At 70.3% G+C, this 16,454-nt stretch carries 14 protein-coding genes; 13 read left to right on the plus strand and 1 reads right to left on the minus strand.

Features of this window, described 5'->3' with window-relative positions:
- Positions 1 to 6 precede the first annotated feature (6 nt).
- Genes B086_RS0120310 through nuoN form a run of 13 tightly spaced genes read left to right on the plus strand, consistent with a single transcriptional unit; the run spans position 7 to position 15,639 of the window.
- Entirely contained in the window at positions 7 to 561 is a 555-nt protein-coding gene (locus tag B086_RS0120310; RefSeq protein ID WP_018568268.1) for a NuoB/complex I 20 kDa subunit family protein, read from the plus strand.
- Entirely contained in the window at positions 558 to 1,283 is a 726-nt protein-coding gene (locus tag B086_RS0120315) for an NADH-quinone oxidoreductase subunit C (protein WP_018568269.1), read from the plus strand. Before B086_RS0120310 ends, B086_RS0120315 begins: the two co-directional genes overlap by 4 nt.
- Complete coding sequence (locus B086_RS0120320) at positions 1,280 to 2,602, plus strand: NADH-quinone oxidoreductase subunit D (RefSeq protein ID WP_018568270.1); 1,323 nt, start codon at positions 1,280 to 1,282, stop codon at positions 2,600 to 2,602. The genes B086_RS0120315 and B086_RS0120320 overlap by 4 nt, the downstream gene beginning before the upstream one ends.
- Complete coding sequence (nuoE, locus tag B086_RS0120325) at positions 2,599 to 3,468, plus strand: NADH-quinone oxidoreductase subunit NuoE (RefSeq protein ID WP_018568271.1); 870 nt, start codon at positions 2,599 to 2,601, stop codon at positions 3,466 to 3,468. Before B086_RS0120320 ends, nuoE begins: the two co-directional genes overlap by 4 nt.
- Entirely contained in the window at positions 3,468 to 4,844 is a 1,377-nt protein-coding gene (gene nuoF / locus B086_RS0120330; protein ID WP_018568272.1) for an NADH-quinone oxidoreductase subunit NuoF, read from the plus strand. The genes nuoE and nuoF overlap by 1 nt, the downstream gene beginning before the upstream one ends.
- Entirely contained in the window at positions 4,841 to 7,345 is a 2,505-nt protein-coding gene (locus tag B086_RS0120335) for an NADH-quinone oxidoreductase subunit G (protein WP_018568273.1), read from the plus strand. The genes nuoF and B086_RS0120335 overlap by 4 nt, the downstream gene beginning before the upstream one ends.
- Entirely contained in the window at positions 7,342 to 8,724 is a 1,383-nt protein-coding gene (gene nuoH, locus B086_RS0120340) for an NADH-quinone oxidoreductase subunit NuoH (RefSeq protein ID WP_018568274.1), read from the plus strand. The genes B086_RS0120335 and nuoH overlap by 4 nt, the downstream gene beginning before the upstream one ends.
- Positions 8,717 to 9,319, plus strand: a complete 603-nt coding sequence (nuoI, locus tag B086_RS0120345; RefSeq protein ID WP_018568275.1) for an NADH-quinone oxidoreductase subunit NuoI — start codon at positions 8,717 to 8,719, stop codon at positions 9,317 to 9,319. The genes nuoH and nuoI overlap by 8 nt, the downstream gene beginning before the upstream one ends.
- Positions 9,316 to 10,158 carry an NADH-quinone oxidoreductase subunit J gene (locus tag B086_RS0120350; RefSeq protein ID WP_018568276.1) on the plus strand — a complete coding sequence of 281 codons (843 nt, stop codon included), beginning with the start codon at positions 9,316 to 9,318 and terminating at the stop codon, positions 10,156 to 10,158. Before nuoI ends, B086_RS0120350 begins: the two co-directional genes overlap by 4 nt.
- Positions 10,155 to 10,454 (plus strand): NADH-quinone oxidoreductase subunit NuoK, encoded by a 300-nt coding sequence (nuoK, locus tag B086_RS0120355; RefSeq protein ID WP_018568277.1) that lies wholly within the window; start codon positions 10,155 to 10,157, stop codon positions 10,452 to 10,454. Before B086_RS0120350 ends, nuoK begins: the two co-directional genes overlap by 4 nt.
- Positions 10,455 to 10,469: 15 nt before the next feature.
- Positions 10,470 to 12,416, plus strand: a complete 1,947-nt coding sequence (gene nuoL / locus B086_RS0120360) for an NADH-quinone oxidoreductase subunit L (protein ID WP_018568278.1) — start codon at positions 10,470 to 10,472, stop codon at positions 12,414 to 12,416.
- Positions 12,417 to 12,421: 5 nt separating this feature from the next.
- Positions 12,422 to 13,993, plus strand: a complete 1,572-nt coding sequence (locus tag B086_RS0120365) for an NADH-quinone oxidoreductase subunit M (protein ID WP_018568279.1) — start codon at positions 12,422 to 12,424, stop codon at positions 13,991 to 13,993.
- Positions 13,990 to 15,639 carry an NADH-quinone oxidoreductase subunit NuoN gene (nuoN, locus tag B086_RS0120370; RefSeq protein WP_018568280.1) on the plus strand — a complete coding sequence of 550 codons (1,650 nt, stop codon included), beginning with the start codon at positions 13,990 to 13,992 and terminating at the stop codon, positions 15,637 to 15,639. The genes B086_RS0120365 and nuoN overlap by 4 nt, the downstream gene beginning before the upstream one ends.
- Positions 15,640 to 15,748: 109 nt before the next feature.
- Here nuoN and B086_RS0120375 read toward each other — a convergent pair whose 3' ends face one another.
- Positions 15,749 to 16,351, minus strand: a complete 603-nt coding sequence (locus B086_RS0120375) for a Uma2 family endonuclease (protein WP_018568281.1) — start codon at positions 16,349 to 16,351, stop codon at positions 15,749 to 15,751.
- Between the last annotated feature and the right edge of the window lie 103 nt (positions 16,352 to 16,454).

The following is a 16,454-nucleotide window of genomic DNA, read 5'->3' on the forward strand; positions in this document are numbered from 1 at the left end:
TAAGACATGGGACTCGAAGAAAAGCTGCCGAGCGGCTTCCTGCTGACCACCGTGGAGCAGGCCGCGGGCTGGGTGCGTAAGTCGTCCGTCTTCCCGGCCACCTTCGGCCTCGCCTGCTGCGCGATCGAGATGATGACCACCGGAGCCGGCCGCTACGACCTGGCCCGCTTCGGCATGGAGGTGTTCCGCGGTTCGCCCCGCCAGGCGGACCTGATGATCGTGGCCGGCCGGGTCAGCCAGAAGATGGCGCCGGTCCTCAGGCAGGTCTACGACCAGATGCCCAACCCCAAGTGGGTGATCTCCATGGGCGTCTGCGCCTCCTCGGGCGGCATGTTCAACAACTACGCGATCGTCCAGGGCGTCGACCACATCGTCCCCGTCGACATCTATCTGCCCGGCTGCCCGCCCCGCCCCGAGATGCTGATGGACGCGATCCTCAAGCTCCACCAGAAGATCCGGTCCACCAAGCTCGGCGTGAACGCCGAGGAGGCGGCCCGCGAGGCGGAGGAAGCGGCGCTCAAGGCACTGCCCACGATCGAGATGAAGGGGCTGCTGCGATGAGCGACGTGAATCCCGAGAAGGATCTCGGCACCGACAACCTCCCCGGCCAGCGCGGCGAGGGCGGCGAGGAGATCCGCGTCCAGCGCGGCATGTTCGGCGCGAACAACGGCGGCGACACCTCCGGCTACGGCGGCCTGGTCCGCTCGGTGCGGCTGCCCGGACCGGCCACCCGCCCCTACGGCGGCTGGTTCGACGAGGTCGCCGACGAGCTGGAGGGCGCCCTGGAGGAACAGGGCCTGCTGCCGGACAACGCCATCGAGAAGACGGTCGTCGACCGCGGCGAGCTGACCTTCCACATCGAGCGCGAGCACCTGGTCCGCGTCGCCCGCACCCTGCGCGACGACCCCGCCCTGCGCTTCGAGCTGTGCACCGGCGTCAGCGGCGTCCACTACCCGCACGACAAGGGCCGCGAGCTGCACGCCGTCTACCACCTGCGCTCGATCACCCACAACCGGCTGATCCGGCTGGAGGTCAGCGCCCCCGACGCCGACCGGCACATCCCGTCGCTGGTGCCCGTCTACCCGACCAACGACTGGCACGAGCGCGAGACGTACGACTTCTTCGGCATCGTCTTCGACGGCCACCCCGCCCTGACGCGGATCATGATGCCGGACGACTGGCCGGGCCACCCGCAGCGCAAGGACTACCCCCTCGGCGGCATCCCCGTCGAGTACAAGGGCGCCCAGATCCCGGCTCCGGACCAGCGGAGGTCGTACTCGTGAGCACTTCGCACGCCTCCCCGAGGGAGACCACGGAAGGCACCGTCTACACGGTCACCGGCGGCGACTGGGACGAGGTCGTCCAGTCCGCGGCCCTCGCCGACGACGAGCGCATCGTCGTCAACATGGGCCCCCAGCACCCCTCCACCCACGGAGTGCTGCGCCTCATCCTGGAGATCGACGGCGAGACGGTCACCGAGGCCCGCTGCGGCATCGGCTATCTGCACACCGGCATCGAGAAGAACCTCGAGTTCCGCACGTGGACGCAGGGCACCACCTTCGTCACGCGCATGGACTACCTGACGTCCTTCTTCAACGAGACCGCCTACTGCCTCGGCGTCGAGAAGCTCCTCGGCATCGAGGACCAGATCACCGACCGGGCCACGATCATCCGCGTGCTCCTGATGGAGCTGAACCGGCTCTCCTCCCACCTGGTGTGCATCGCCACCGGCGGCATGGAGCTGGGCGCCACCACCATCATGATCTACGGCTTCCGCGACCGCGAGATGATCCTCGACATCTACGAGCTGATCACCGGCCTGCGGATGAACCACGCGTACATCCGCCCCGGCGGACTCGCCCAGGACCTGCCGCCCGGCGCGGTGGACCAGATCCGCGAGTTCGTGAAGAAGATGCGGAAGAACCTCCCGGAGTACGACAAGCTCGCCACCGGGAACCCCATCTTCAAGGCCCGGATGCAGGACGTCGGCTACCTCGACCTGGCCGGCTGCATGGCCCTGGGCGCCACAGGACCCATCCTGCGCTCCACCGGCCTGCCGCACGACCTGCGCAAGGCCCAGCCGTACTGCGGCTACGAGACGTACGACTTCGACGTCCCGACCGCCGACTCCTGCGACTCCTACGGCCGCTTCCTGATCCGCCTGGAGGAGATGCGCCAGTCGCTCAGGATCGTCGAGCAGTGCCTGGACCGGCTGGAGCCGGGACCGGTCATGGTCGCCGACAAGAAGATCGCCTGGCCCGCCCAGCTCGCCCTGGGACCGGACGGACTCGGCAACTCCCTCGACCACATCAAGAAGATCATGGGCACCTCCATGGAGGCTCTGATCCACCACTTCAAGCTGGTCACCGAGGGCTTCCGGGTCCCGGCCGGACAGGCGTACACGGCGGTCGAGTCGCCCAAGGGCGAGCTGGGCGTGCACGTCGTCTCCGACGGCGGCACCCGCCCCTTCCGGGTCCACTTCCGCGACCCGTCCTTCACCAACCTTCAGGCCATGGCGGCGATGTGCGAGGGCGGCCAGGTCGCCGACGTCATCGTCGCCGTCGCGTCCATCGACCCCGTGATGGGAGGCGTCGACCGGTGACCACCTCTTCTTCCGAGCGGGGCGTCAGCCTGGGCATGCCCGAACTGCCCGCGCCCGCCTACCCGGACGACGTCCGCGCCCGGCTGGAGGCCGACGCCCGCGAGATCATCGCCCGCTACCCCGACTCGCGCTCCGCGCTGCTGCCGCTGCTGCACCTCGTGCAGTCCGAGGAGGGCCACGTCACGCGCACCGGGATGCGGTTCTGCGCGGACGTCCTCGGCCTGACCACCGCCGAGGTCACCGCGGTCGCCACCTTCTACACCATGTACCGGCGCGGACCCTCCGGCGACTACCAGGTCGGCGTCTGCACCAACACCCTGTGCGCGGTGATGGGCGGCGACGTCCTCTTCGAGACGCTCCAGGAGCACCTGGGCGTCGGCAACGGCGGGACCACCGACGACGGCAAGGTCACCCTGGAGCACATCGAGTGCAACGCGGCCTGCGACTTCGCGCCGGTCGTGATGGTCAACTGGGAGTTCTTCGACAACCAGACGCCCGAGAGCGTCAAGCGCCTGGTCGACGACCTGCGCGCGGGCCGGCCCGTCACGCCCACCCGCGGCGCCCCGATGTGCACCTTCAAGGAGACCGCCCGGATCCTGGCCGGTTTCCCCGACGAGCGCGAGGGCGCCACCGACGCCGGCGGCAGCGCCGGACCCGCCTCGCTGACCGGGCTGCGCCTGGCCCGGGGCGAGAGCGCGCCCGCGCGCGTGGTCCACCCCCGAGAGGGCGGCCCGCAGGACGCGCAGCGCGACACCGTGCACGAGCCGTCGCCGACCGAGCACCTCAGCTCGCACGACGCACCGCAGCAGACCTCGGCCTCCGATCCGTCGCACCCCGCGGGACCCGCCGCCGAGGAGGGGGAGTGATGACCGTGTCCACATCGCAGGGAGGCGCGGCCCAGCCGGAGGCCGGCGGCGGCGCCAGCCCCGAGAAGCTGCTCGCCCCCGTGCTCTCCGCCTTCTGGGACGAGGACCGCTCCTGGACGCTGGACGTCTACCGGCGCCACGAGGGCTACGAAGGACTGCGCAAGGCGCTCGCCATGTCCCCGGACGACGTGATCGCCTACGTCAAGGAGTCCGGACTGCGCGGGCGCGGCGGCGCGGGCTTCCCGACCGGGATGAAATGGCAGTTCATCCCCCAGGGCGACGGCAAGCCGCACTACCTCGTCGTCAACGCCGACGAGTCGGAGCCGGGCACCTGCAAGGACATCCCGCTCCTGTACGCCAACCCGCACAGCCTGATCGAGGGCATCGTCATCGCCTGCCACGCCATCAGGTCGTCGCACGCCTTCATCTATCTGCGCGGCGAGGTCGTCCCCGTGCTGCGGCGGCTGCACTCCGCCGTGCGCGAGGCGTACGCGGCCGGCTACCTCGGGACGGACGTCCTGGGCAGCGGACTCGACCTCGACATCACCGTGCACGCGGGCGCGGGCGCGTACATCTGCGGCGAGGAGACCGCGCTGCTGGACTCGCTCGAAGGCCGCCGCGGACAGCCGCGGCTGCGTCCCCCCTTCCCGGCCGTCGCGGGCCTGTACGCGTGCCCCACTGTCGTGAACAACGTCGAATCCATCGCCTCGGTTCCCGCCATCATGAACCAGGGCAAGGAGTGGTTCCGCTCGATGGGCAGCGAGAAGTCCCCGGGCTTCACGCTCTACTCGCTCAGCGGCCATGTCGCGAGCCCCGGCCAGTACGAGGCCCCGCTCGGCATCACGCTGCGCCAGCTCCTGGACATGAGCGGCGGGATGCGCCCCGGGCACCGGCTGAAGTTCTGGACCCCGGGCGGCTCCTCCACCCCCATGTTCACCGAGGAGCACCTCGACGTCCCCCTCGACTACGAGGGCGTCGGCGCCGCCGGGTCCATGCTCGGCACCAAGGCGCTCCAGTGCTTCGACGAGACGACCTGCGTGGTGCGGGCCGTCACCCGGTGGACCGAGTTCTACGCCCACGAGTCCTGCGGCAAGTGCACACCCTGCCGCGAGGGCACGTACTGGCTCGTGCAGCTGCTGCGGGACATCGAGGCCGGCAAGGGCGTCATGGCCGACCTCGACAAGCTGAACGACATCGCCGACAACATCAACGGCAAGTCCTTCTGCGCCCTCGGCGACGGCGCGGCCTCCCCCATCTTCTCCTCCCTGAAGTACTTCCGCGCGGAGTACGAGGAGCACATCACGGGCCGCGGCTGCCCCTTCGACCCCGCCCGGTCGACGGTCTGGGCGGACCAGCACACGGAGGTGCTCGCATGACCGTGACCACCAACGCCCCCTCCTCGGGCGGCGCGGCGGCACCCCCGCCGGACGACCTCGTGACCCTGACGATCGACGGCGTCGAGATCAGCGTGCCCAAGGGCACCCTGGTCATCCGGGCCGCCGAACAGCTCGGCATCGAGATCCCCCGGTTCTGCGACCACCCGCTGCTCGACCCGGCCGGCGCCTGCCGCCAGTGCATCGTCGAGGTCGAGGGCCAGCGCAAGCCCATGGCGTCCTGCACCATCACCTGCACCGACGGCATGGTGGTCAAGACCCAGCTGACCTCGCCGGTCGCCGAGAAGGCCCAGCACGGCGTGATGGAGCTGCTGCTCATCAACCACCCGCTGGACTGCCCGGTCTGCGACAAGGGCGGCGAGTGCCCGCTCCAGAACCAGGCCATGTCGCACGGCAACGCCGACTCCCGCTTCGAGGGGAAGAAGCGGACCTACGAGAAGCCGGTGCCGATCTCCGCGCAGGTGCTGCTGGACCGCGAGCGGTGCGTGCTGTGCGCCCGCTGCACCCGCTTCTCCAACCAGATCGCGGGCGACCCGATGATCGAGCTGATCGAGCGCGGCGCGCTCCAGCAGGTCGGCACCGGCGAGGGCGACCCGTTCGAGTCGTACTTCTCCGGCAACACCATCCAGATCTGCCCGGTCGGCGCGCTCACCTCGGCCGCGTACCGCTTCCGCTCGCGCCCCTTCGACCTGGTCTCCTCGCACTCGGTGTGCGAGCACTGCGCGGGCGGCTGCGCCACCCGCACCGACCACCGGCGGGGCAAGGTCATGCGGCGGCTCGCCGCCAACGACCCCGAGGTCAACGAGGAGTGGATCTGCGACAAGGGCCGCTTCGGGTTCCGCTACGCGCAGCTCAAGGACCGGCTGACCACCCCGCTGGTGCGCAACCCCGAGGGCGAACTGGTCGCCGCGTCCTGGCCGGAGGCCCTGGAGATCGCCGCCCAGGGGCTGCTCGCCTCGCGCGGCCGCACCGGTGTCCTCACCGGCGGCCGGCTCACCGTCGAGGACGCCTACGCGTACAGCAAGTTCGCGCGGGTGGCCCTGGACACCAACGACATCGACTTCCGCGCGCGCGTGCACAGCGGCGAGGAGGCCGACTTCCTGGCCGCCCGCGTCGCCGGGCACGGCCGGGACGTCGACGGCACCGGCGTCACGTACACCGCCCTGGAGCAGGCACCGGCCGTGCTGCTGGCCGGGTTCGAGTCCGAGGAGGAGGCTCCGGGCGTCTTCCTGCGGCTGCGCAAGGCGTGGCGGGGGCACGGGCAGCGGGTGTTCTCGCTGGCCACGCACGCCACCCGCGGCCTGGAGAAGGCGGGCGGCACCCTGCTGCCGGCCGCGCCCGGCACCGAGACCGAGTGGCTGGACGCGCTGGCGGGCGGCGTCGGCCTGGAGGGCGACGGGAGCCGGGCCGCCGAGGCGCTGCGCGCCGAGGGCGCGGTCATCGTCGTCGGCGAACGGCTCGCCGCCGTGGCGGGCGGCCTCACCGCCGCCGTCCGGGCCGCCACCGCGACCGGCGCCCGCCTGGTGTGGATCCCGCGCCGGGCCGGGGAGCGCGGCGCGATCGAGGCGGGCGCGCTGCCGTCGCTGCTGCCGGGCGGCCGCCCGGCCACCGACCCGCGCGCGCGGGACGAGGTCGCCGCCCTGTGGGGCGTCGCCGCCCTCCCGCACCGCTACGGCCGCGACACCGGCCAGATCCTGGCCGCCGCCGCGGACGGCGAACTCCAGGCGCTGCTGGTCGCCGGGGTGGAGGTCGCCGACCTGCCCGACCCGGCACGCGCGCGTGCCGCCCTGGCCGAGGCCGGGTTCCTGGTCTCGCTGGAGCTGCGGCCCGGCGAGGTCACCGAGCACGCCGACGTGGTCCTGCCGGTCGCGGCGGTCGCCGAGAAGGCGGGCAGCTTCCTCAACTGGGAGGGCCGGGTGCGCTTCTTCGAGGCCGCGCTCAAGCCCGAGCAGATGACCCGCCGCCTCGCCCCGACCGATCTGCGGGTGCTCCAGATGCTGGCCGACGCCATGGACGTCCATCTGGGCCTGCCGGACCTGCGCACCGCGCACGCCGAGCTGGACCGGCTGGGCACCTGGAGCGGCCCGCGCGCCGCCGAACCCCGCGAGAGCGGCGGCGTACTGCCCCGGCCCGCCGCCGGGGAGGCGGTGCTCGCCGGGCACCGGCTCCTGCTCGACCAGGGCCTCCTCCAGGAGGGCGACGACGCGCTCGCCGGGACCCGGCACGCCGCACATGCGCGCGTGTCGGCCGCCACGGCCGCCGAGGCGGGCGTCGCGGACGGCGATCTGCTCGCCGTGACCGGCCCGGCCGGCACGACCGCGTTCCCGCTGGAGGTCACCGAGATGCCCGACCGGGTGGTGTGGCTCCCGCTGAACTCCGCCGGGGCCGGCGTCGCCGCCGACACCGGGGCGCAGCCCGGCTCCCTCGTCCGTATCGGCCCGGCGCCCCGCGCGGCCGGGGCCCTTGAGGAGGTGGAGGCGTGAACCCGTCCCTCGCCGCAGAGAACCTGTCGATGTTCGGCACCGACCCGTGGTGGCTGGTCGTCGTCAAGGCGGTGTTCTGCTTCGCCTTCCTGATGGTGACCGTGCTGTTCTCCATCGTGTGGGAGCGCAAGGTCGTCGCCTGGATGCAGCTGCGCATCGGCCCCAACCGGCACGGCCCCTGGGGCATGCTCCAGTCGCTGGCCGACGGCATCAAGCTGATGCTCAAGGAAGACGTCGTCGTCAAACGCGCCGACAAGGTCGTCTACGTCCTCGCGCCGGTCGTCGCCGCCATCCCCGCCTTCATGGCGATCGCCGTGATCCCCTTCGGGCCCGCGGGCAACGAGGTGTCGGTCTTCGGCCACCGCACCGCGATGCAGCTGACCGACCTGCCGATCGCCATGCTGTTCATCCTGGCGGTCGCCTCGGTCGGCATCTACGGCATCGTCCTGGCGGGCTGGAGCTCCGGCTCCACCTACCCGCTCCTGGGCGGTCTGCGCTCCTGCGCGCAGATGATCTCCTACGAGATCGCCATGGGCGCCGCGTTCGCCTCGGTGTTCCTCTACTCGGGGTCGATGTCCACCTCGGCCATCGTGGAACAGCAGCACGACCGCTGGTACATCCTGCTGCTGCCGGTCTCCTTCATCCTCTACATCGTCACCATGGTCGGGGAGACCAACCGCGCCCCGTTCGACATGCCGGAGTCCGAGGGCGACCTGGTCGGCGGCTTCAACACCGAGTACTCCTCGATCAAGTTCGCGATGTTCATGCTCGCCGAGTACGTGAACATGGTGACGGTCTCGGCCGTGGCGACGACGCTGTTCCTGGGCGGCTGGCGGGCCCCGTGGCCGATCAGCACCTTCTGGGAGGGCGCCAACCACGGCTGGTGGCCGCTGCTCTGGTTCGTGATCAAGGTGCAGCTGCTGCTGTTCTTCTTCATCTGGCTGCGCGGCACGCTCCCGCGCGTGCGCTACGACCAGCTGATGAAGCTCGGCTGGAAGGTCCTCATCCCGGTCTCCGTGGTCTGGCTGATGCTCGTCGCGACCGTACGGACCCTCAGGAACGAGCACTACGACTTCGCCGACATCGCCCTCTACGTCGGCGGCGGCGTCCTGGCCCTGCTGGTGCTGTCCTTCGTCGCCGACCTGTTCCGCGAGAAGGGCGAGAAGGGCGAGAAGGGCACGGAGGCGGAGCGGAGCGCCGGGCAGCCGCCCGGGTTCGACCCGATGGCGGGCGGCTTCCCGGTGCCGCCGCTGCCCGGCCAGGAGCTGCCGCCCGTGCCGCGCCGCCGCCCGCGCCGTGAGCGCGAGCTGATTGTCAGTGGTGGCACCGACACTGTCGGTGACGGATCTCTGGAGGGAAAGGAGGCGTCCGATGGCTGAGGAGCCCAAGGGGACCGACCCCGGTTTCCAGAACCCCGTGGCCGGCTTCGGCGTGACCTTCAAGGCCATGTTCAAGAAGCGGCTGACCGAGCAGTACCCGGAGCAGAAGAAGACCACCGCTCCGCGCTTCCACGGACGGCACCAGCTCAACCGCCATCCGGACGGCCTGGAGAAGTGCGTCGGCTGCGAGCTGTGCGCCTGGGCCTGCCCCGCCGACGCCATCTACGTGGAGGGCGCCGACAACACCGACGAGGAGCGCTACTCCCCGGGCGAGCGCTACGGCCGCGTCTACCAGATCAACTACGCCCGCTGCATCCTGTGCGGGCTGTGCATCGAGGCGTGCCCCACCCGCGCGCTGACGATGACCAATGAGTTCGAACTGGCCGACTCCAGCCGCGCCGACCTCATCTACACCAAGGAGCAGCTGCTCGCCGGTCTCGACGAGGGCATGGTCGACACCCCGCACGCCATCTACCCCGGCACCGACGAACAGGACTACTACCGGGGCCTGGTGACGGAGGCCGCGCCCGGCACGGTGCGCCAGCCGGCCGTCTCCAAGGGCGAGCAGCCCGCGGACGAGGAGGTGGACGCATGAGCCCCGAGCTCGCCGCCTACACCACCTCCACCGGCGAGGCGTTCCAGTTCTGGGTCCTCGGCACCGTCGCGGTGATCGGCGCGCTGTGCACCGTCTTCATGAGGAAGGCCGTGCACAGCGCCCTGTGCCTGGCCGGCACCATGATCGTCCTGGCCGTGTTCTACCTGGCCAACGGCGCCTACTTCCTCGGGATCGTGCAGATCGTCGTCTACACCGGCGCGATCATGATGCTGTTCCTGTTCGTGGTGATGCTCGTCGGTGTGACCGCCGCCGACTCCCTGAAGGAGACCATCAAGGGCCAGCGCTGGCTGGCCCTGCTGTGCGGCCTCGGCTTCGGCATCCTGCTGTTCGCCGGGATCGCCAACGCCTCCCTGAAGGACTTCGCGGGCGCGGGCAAGGCCAACGCCGGCGGCAATGTGGAGGGCCTGGCCTCCCTGATCTTCACCCGGTACGTGTTCGCGTTCGAGCTCACCGGCGCCCTGCTCATCACCGCCACCATCGGCGCCATGGTGCTCACCCACCGCGAGCGCACCGAGCGGGCCAGGACCCAGCGCGAGCTGTCCGAGCAGCGCGTGCGCGAGGGCAGGCACGTACCGCCGCTGCCCGCCCCCGGTGTCTACGCCCGGCACAACGCCGTGGACATCGCGGGCCTGCTGCCCGACGGCACCCCCTCCGAGCTGACGGTCAGCAAGACCCTGCGCGAGCGCGGTCAGATCCGGGACGTCTCGGCCGAGGCGCTGGGCGACCTCAAGGCGCTGGAGCAGCGGGCCGAGGAGCGCCTTGAGCGCACCGAGACCGGCTCGGCGGCCTTCAAGCGGCCCGAGGAGGCGTCGAAGTGAATCCCGTCAACTACCTGTACCTCGCCGCCCTGCTGTTCACGATCGGTGCCACCGGCGTCCTCATCCGCCGCAACGCCATCGTGGTCTTCATGTGCGTCGAGCTGATGCTGAACGCCTGCAACCTCGCGTTCGTCGTCTTCTCCCGGATGCACGGCAACCTCGACGGCCAGATCATCGCCTTCTTCACGATGGTCGTCGCCGCGGCGGAGGTCGTGGTCGGACTCGCGATCATCGTGTCGCTGTTCCGTTCCCGCCACTCGGCCTCGGTCGACGACGCCAGCCTGATGAAGCTGTAAGGGGTCGGAAGAATCGTGGAGAACCTGATTGCGCTGCTGATCGCGGCGCCCCTGCTCGGAGCGGCCGTCCTGCTGGTCGGCGGCCGGCGCCTGGACGCCGTCGGCCACTGGATCGGCACCCTGCTCGCCGGCGCCTCGTTCGTGATCGGCCTGGTCCTCTTCGCCGACCTGCTCGGCAAGGGCGCCGAACACCGCACCGTGATCCAGCACCTGTTCAGCTGGATCCCGGTGGCCGGCTTCCAGGCGGACGTCACCTTCCGGCTCGACCAGCTGTCGATGACGTTCGTCCTGCTGATCACCGGCGTCGGCTCGCTCATCCACCTGTACTCCATCGGGTACATGGAGCACGACGAGCGGCGCCGCCGCTTCTTCGGCTATCTCAACCTGTTCCTCGCGGCGATGCTGCTGCTCGTCCTCGCCGACAACTACCTGCTGCTGTACGTCGGCTGGGAGGGCGTCGGTCTCGCCTCCTACCTGCTGATCGGCTTCTGGCAGCACAAGCCCAGCGCGGCCACCGCCGCCAAGAAGGCGTTCCTGGTCAACCGCGTCGGCGACATGGGCCTGTCGATCGCGATCATGCTGATGTTCACCACCTTCGGCACCTTCGCCTTCGGCCCGGTGCTGGGCAGCGCGGGCGACGCGAGCGAGGGCAAGCTCACCGCGATCGGCCTGATGCTGCTGCTCGCCGCCTGCGGCAAGTCCGCCCAGGTGCCGCTGCAATCCTGGCTCGGCGACGCGATGGAGGGCCCGACCCCGGTCTCCGCCCTCATCCACGCCGCCACGATGGTGACCGCGGGCGTCTACCTGATCGTCCGCTCCGGCGCGATCTTCAACGGCGCGCCCGACGCGCAGCTCGCCGTCACCGTGGTCGGCGCGGTCACGCTGCTCTTCGGTGCGATCGTCGGTTGCGCCAAGGACGACATCAAGAAGGCGCTGGCCGGTTCGACGATGTCGCAGATCGGCTACATGGTGCTGGCCGCCGGACTCGGCCCCATCGGCTATGTCTTCGCGATCATGCACCTGGTGACGCACGGCTTCTTCAAGGCCGGGCTGTTCCTCGGCGCGGGCTCCGTCATGCACGGCATGAACGACGAGGTCGACATGCGCAAGTACGGCGGCCTGCGCACGTACATGCCGGTCACCTTCATCACCTTCGGCCTCGGCTACCTGGCCATCATCGGCTTCCCGGGCCTGTCCGGCTTCTTCTCCAAGGACAAGATCATCGAGGCGGCCTTCGCCAAGGGCGGCACCGAGGGCTGGATCCTCGGCGGCGCGGCCCTGCTGGGCGCGGCCATCACCGCGTTCTACATGACCCGCGTGATGCTGATGACGTTCTTCGGCGAGGAGCGCTGGCGCCACCGGGCCACCGCCTCGCCAGCCGAGCCCGGCGCCGAACCGGCGGCCGAGGAGCGCGGCGCGCACGCCGAGCCGCATCCGCACGAGTCCCCGAAGAGCATGACCGTCCCGATGATCGTGCTGGCCTTCGGGTCGGTCTTCGGCGGCGCGTTCTTCAGCATCGGCGACCGCTTCCTGCACTGGCTGGAGCCGGTCACCGGGCACAGCGAGGGCGACTCGCCGCTCAGCGCCGCCGCCGTCACCGGCGCCACCATGGTCTGCCTGGTGATCGGCGTCGGCATCGCCTGGGCCCAGTACGGCCGCAAGCCGGTCCCGGCACTCGCCCCGCGCGGCTCGCTGCTCACCCGCGCCGCCCGCCGCGACCTGCTCCAGGACGACTTCAACCACGTCGTCCTGGTCCGCGGCGGCGAACACCTCACCCGGTCGCTCGTGTATGTCGACCACACCCTGGTCGACGGGGTCGTCAACGGCACGGCGGCCTCCGTGGGCGGCCTGTCCGGGCGGCTGCGCCGCCTCCAGAACGGCTTCGCCCGCTCGTACGCGGTCTCGATGTTCGGCGGTGCGGCCCTCCTGGTCGCCGCGACCCTGCTGATGAGGGCGGTCTGATACCGATGTCCTTTCCTCTGCTGACAGCGACGGCGGTGCTCCCGGCCGTCGGGGCCGTCGCCACGGCCGCCGTACCGGCGGCCCGGCGCACCGCCGCCAAATGGCTCGCCCTGGCCGTCTCCCTGGGCACGCTCGCGCTGGCCGTCGCCACCCTGGTCCGCTTCGACCCGGACGGCGCCCGCTACCAGCTCACCGAGTCGCACTCCTGGATCGCGGCCTTCGGCGTCCGCTACGAACTGGGCGTGGACGGCATCGGGGTGGCGCTGGTCGGGCTGACCGCGCTGCTGATCCCGTTCGTGATCCTCGCGGGCTGGCACGACGCCGACCCGCTGGAGACCGGCAGCCGCCGCTGGCGTCCCACGCAGGGCTTCTTCGCCCTGATCCTGGCCGTCGAGGCGATGGTGATCCTCTCCTTCGAGGCCACCGACGTCTTCCTCTTCTACATCTTCTTCGAAGCCATGCTGATCCCGCTGTACTTCCTGATCGGCGGCTTCGGGGACCGGGCCCACGAGCACGGCGAGCAGGCGGCGGCCACCCAGCGGTCGTACGCGGCGGTGAAGTTCCTTCTCTACAACTTGGTCGGCGGCCTGATCATGCTGGCCGCGGTGATCGGCCTGTACGTGGTCGCGGGGAACTTCTCGCTGGCCGAGATCGCCGAGGCCCGCGCCAATGGCTCGCTGCACATGGCGACCGGCACCGAGCGCTGGCTGTTCCTCGGCTTCTTCTTCGCCTTCGCGGTGAAGGCGCCGCTGTGGCCGCTGCACACCTGGCTGCCCAACGCGATGGGGGAGTCCACCGCCCCGGTCGCCGTCCTCATCACGGCGGTCGTCGACAAGGTGGGCACCTTCGCGATGCTCCGCTTCTGCCTCCAGCTCTTCCCGGAGGCCAGCAAGTGGGCGACGCCCGTCATCCTCGTCCTCGCCGTGATCAGCATCATCTACGGCGCACTGCTGGCGGTCGGCCAGCGGGACATCAAGCGGCTGGTGGCGTACGCGTCGATCTCGCACTTCGGCTTCATCATCATGGGCATCTTCGCGATGACCAGCCAGGGCCAGTCCGGCGCGACGCTCTACATGGTCAACCACGGCATCTCCACGGCCGCGCTGCTGCTGGTCGCCGGCTTCCTGATCTCCCGGCGCGGCTCGCGGCTCATCGCCGACTACGGCGGGGTGCAGAAGGTCGCCCCGGTGCTCGCCGGGACCTTCCTGATCGGCGGTCTCGCGACCCTCTCGCTGCCGGGGCTCGCGCCCTTCGTCAGTGAGTTCCTGGTGCTGGTCGGCACCTTCACCCGGTACCCGGCCATCGGCATCGTCGCCACCCTGGGCATCGTGCTCGCCGCGCTGTACGTGCTCGTCCTCTACCAGCGGACGATGACCGGCCCGGTGAAGCCGGAGGTCTCCGCGATGCCCGACCTCAGGGTGCGCGAGCTGGTGGTCGTGGCCCCGCTGATCGTGCTGCTGGTCTTCCTGGGCGTCTACCCCAAGCCCGTGACGAACATCGTGAACCCGGCGGTCAAGCAGACCATGTCCGACGTACACAAGACCGACCCCAAGCCCGACCTGGAGGCGGCGAAGTGAGCGCAGCAGCCGTCCACAGCCTGTGGACAACCGCGGCCGAACCGATCGCCAAGATCGGCGCGCCGAAGATCGAGTACGGGCAGCTGTCGCCCACCCTCATCGTCGTGGGCGCGGCGATCGTCGGGGTGCTGGTCGAGGCGTTCGTCCCGCGCAAGTCGCGGTACTACGCGCAGGTGTTCGTGTCCGCCGTCGCGCTGTGCGCCGCCTTCGCCGCGGTCGTCGCGCTCGCGGCGGACGGCTACGGCACCACCAAGGCGCACATCGCGGCCATGGGTGCCATCGCCGTCGACGGGCCGTCCCTGTTCCTCCAGGGCACGATCCTGCTGGCCGGACTGGTCGGCCTGTTCACCTTCGCCGAGCGCCGCCTGGACCCGGAGGTGCACGGCAACCGCGTCGACTCCTTCGCCGCGCAGGCGTCCGCCGTGCCGGGCAGCGACGGCGAGAAGGCCGCGGTGAAGGCCGGTTTCACCACCACCGAGGTGTTCCCGCTGCTGCTGTTCGCCGTCGCGGGCATGCTGGTCTTCCCCTCGGCCAACGACCTGCTGACGCTGTTCGTGGCCCTGGAGGTCTTCTCCCTCCCGCTGTACCTGCTGTGCGCGCTGGCCCGCCGCAAGCGGCTCATGTCGCAGGAGGCCGCGGTCAAGTACTTCCTGCTCGGGGCGTTCGCCTCCGCGTTCACCCTGTTCGGCATCGCCCTGCTGTACGGGTACGCGGGCTCGGTGTCGTACACGACGATCGCGCAGGTCGTCGAGGGCAACGTACCCACCGTCGACCCGGCCCTGGCCAACACCACCGGGAACGACGCGCTGCTGCTGATCGGCACCGCGCTGGTCGTGATGGGGCTGCTGTTCAAGGTCGGCGCCGTGCCGTTCCACATGTGGACGCCCGACGTCTACCAGGGCGCCCCGACCCCGGTCACCGGCTTCATGGCCGCGGCGACCAAGGTGGCCGCGTTCGGCGCGCTGCTGCGGCTGCTGTACGTGGTGCTGCCGGGGCTGCGCTGGGACTGGCGGCCGGTGATGTGGGGCGTGGCGATCATCACCATGCTGGGCGGTGCGATCGTCGCGATCACCCAGACCGACATCAAACGGCTGCTGGCGTACTCGTCGGTCGCCCACGCCGGTTTCATCCTCGCGGGTGTCATCGCCACCTCGAAGGACGGCGTCTCCTCCGTCCTCTTCTATCTGGCCGCGTACTCCTTCGTGACGATCGGCGCCTTCGCCGTGGTCACCCTGGTCCGCGACGCGGGCGGCGAGGCCACGCACCTGTCCAAGTGGGCCGGGCTCGGCCGGCGCTCCCCGCTGGTCGCTGCCGTCTTCGCCGTCTTTCTGCTGGCCTTCGCCGGTATCCCGCTGACCAGCGGCTTCGCCGGTAAGTTCGCCGTCTTCAAGGCGGCGGCGGAGGGCGGCGCGGCCCCGCTGGTCGTGATCGGTGTGATCTCCTCCGCGGTCGCCGCCTTCTTCTACATCCGTGTGATCGTCCTCATGTTCTTCAGCGAGCCCCACCCCGAGGGCCCCACCGTCGCGGTGCCCTCACCCCTGACCATGACCGCCATCGCCGTCGGCGTCGCCGTCACGGTCGTCCTCGGCGTCGCCCCCCAGTACTTCCTGGACCTGGCGAACCAGGCGGGGGTGTTCGTGCGCTGATCCGGCGCGCGGCACAGCGGCACGGAGCGGCACGGAGCGGCACGGAGCGGCACGGAGCGGCCCGGCCCCCTCGCACGGGGACCGGGCCGCTCGGCTGTGCCTGGAGGAGCTACCGGGTGGCTCCGTGGCGGGTCTTGATCCCGGTCAGGTCGAGGTCCATCGTGAACGGGACGTCCGTCTTCAGCCGCTCACGGAAGATGCCTGTGCTCGTGTACGTACCGGTGGTGGGCTCCAGCTCGAAGGCGTGCACGACGGCGCGGTCGTTCTCGTTCTCGACTCTCCAGTAGTGGGGGATCTTCGCTCGGGCGTATTTGAGAGGCTTGGTCTCGCGGTCGCGGGAGACGGATTCATCGGAGACAACCTCGATGGCAAGAACGACTGCCTCCGCCGGGAACCGGGTCTGCTTCGCGTTCTCCACGGCGTCGCTGCGTACTACGACCACATCCGGCTCAGGGCGATTCTGTCGGTCGATTTCGATGGTGAGCTCGCGTACTACTTGGACCTGTTCAGGTGCCACAGACTGCAGTTGCCACTCGAAGAAACTCACTGCACGCGAGTGGAAAAGGGTCTGCGGACTCACGAAGACCAGGCTCCCGTCGATCAGTTCCGTATGCGGAGGAAGATTCGGGAGGCGGTCCAGGTCGTCGGCGGTCCATCCGCCTTCCGGCGGAGTCGGCCAGGTGGGCCCGGACGTCTTCGGTTCGACGCTCATCAGTGCTCCCATGGGACGGAGTCTCGCCGGTGCGTTCAGACTATCGGCCGGAAACAGGCAGGTCTCCTACGTACGTGTGAACGAGTCCCGTGTCGTTGACCGG

This window comes from Streptomyces sp. PsTaAH-124 (genome assembly GCF_000373685.1).
Lineage (GTDB): Bacteria > Actinomycetota > Actinomycetes > Streptomycetales > Streptomycetaceae > Streptomyces > Streptomyces andamanensis.

What these genes read in the sequence shown, in the direction of transcription:
- B086_RS0120310 (WP_018568268.1), top strand. Translation starts at nt 7, where the DNA reads ATGGGACTCGAAGAAAAGCTGCCGAGCGGCTTCCTGCTGACCACCGTG.
- B086_RS0120315 (WP_018568269.1), top strand. Translation starts at nt 558, where the DNA reads ATGAGCGACGTGAATCCCGAGAAGGATCTCGGCACCGACAACCTCCCC.
- nuoF (WP_018568272.1), top strand. Translation starts at nt 3,468, where the DNA reads ATGACCGTGTCCACATCGCAGGGAGGCGCGGCCCAGCCGGAGGCCGGC.
- B086_RS0120335 (WP_018568273.1), top strand. Translation starts at nt 4,841, where the DNA reads ATGACCGTGACCACCAACGCCCCCTCCTCGGGCGGCGCGGCGGCACCC.
- nuoI (WP_018568275.1), top strand. Translation starts at nt 8,717, where the DNA reads ATGGCTGAGGAGCCCAAGGGGACCGACCCCGGTTTCCAGAACCCCGTG.
- B086_RS0120350 (WP_018568276.1), top strand. Translation starts at nt 9,316, where the DNA reads ATGAGCCCCGAGCTCGCCGCCTACACCACCTCCACCGGCGAGGCGTTC.
- B086_RS0120365 (WP_018568279.1), top strand. Translation starts at nt 12,422, where the DNA reads ATGTCCTTTCCTCTGCTGACAGCGACGGCGGTGCTCCCGGCCGTCGGG.
- B086_RS0120375 (WP_018568281.1), bottom strand. Translation starts at nt 16,351, where the DNA reads ATGAGCGTCGAACCGAAGACGTCCGGGCCCACCTGGCCGACTCCGCCG.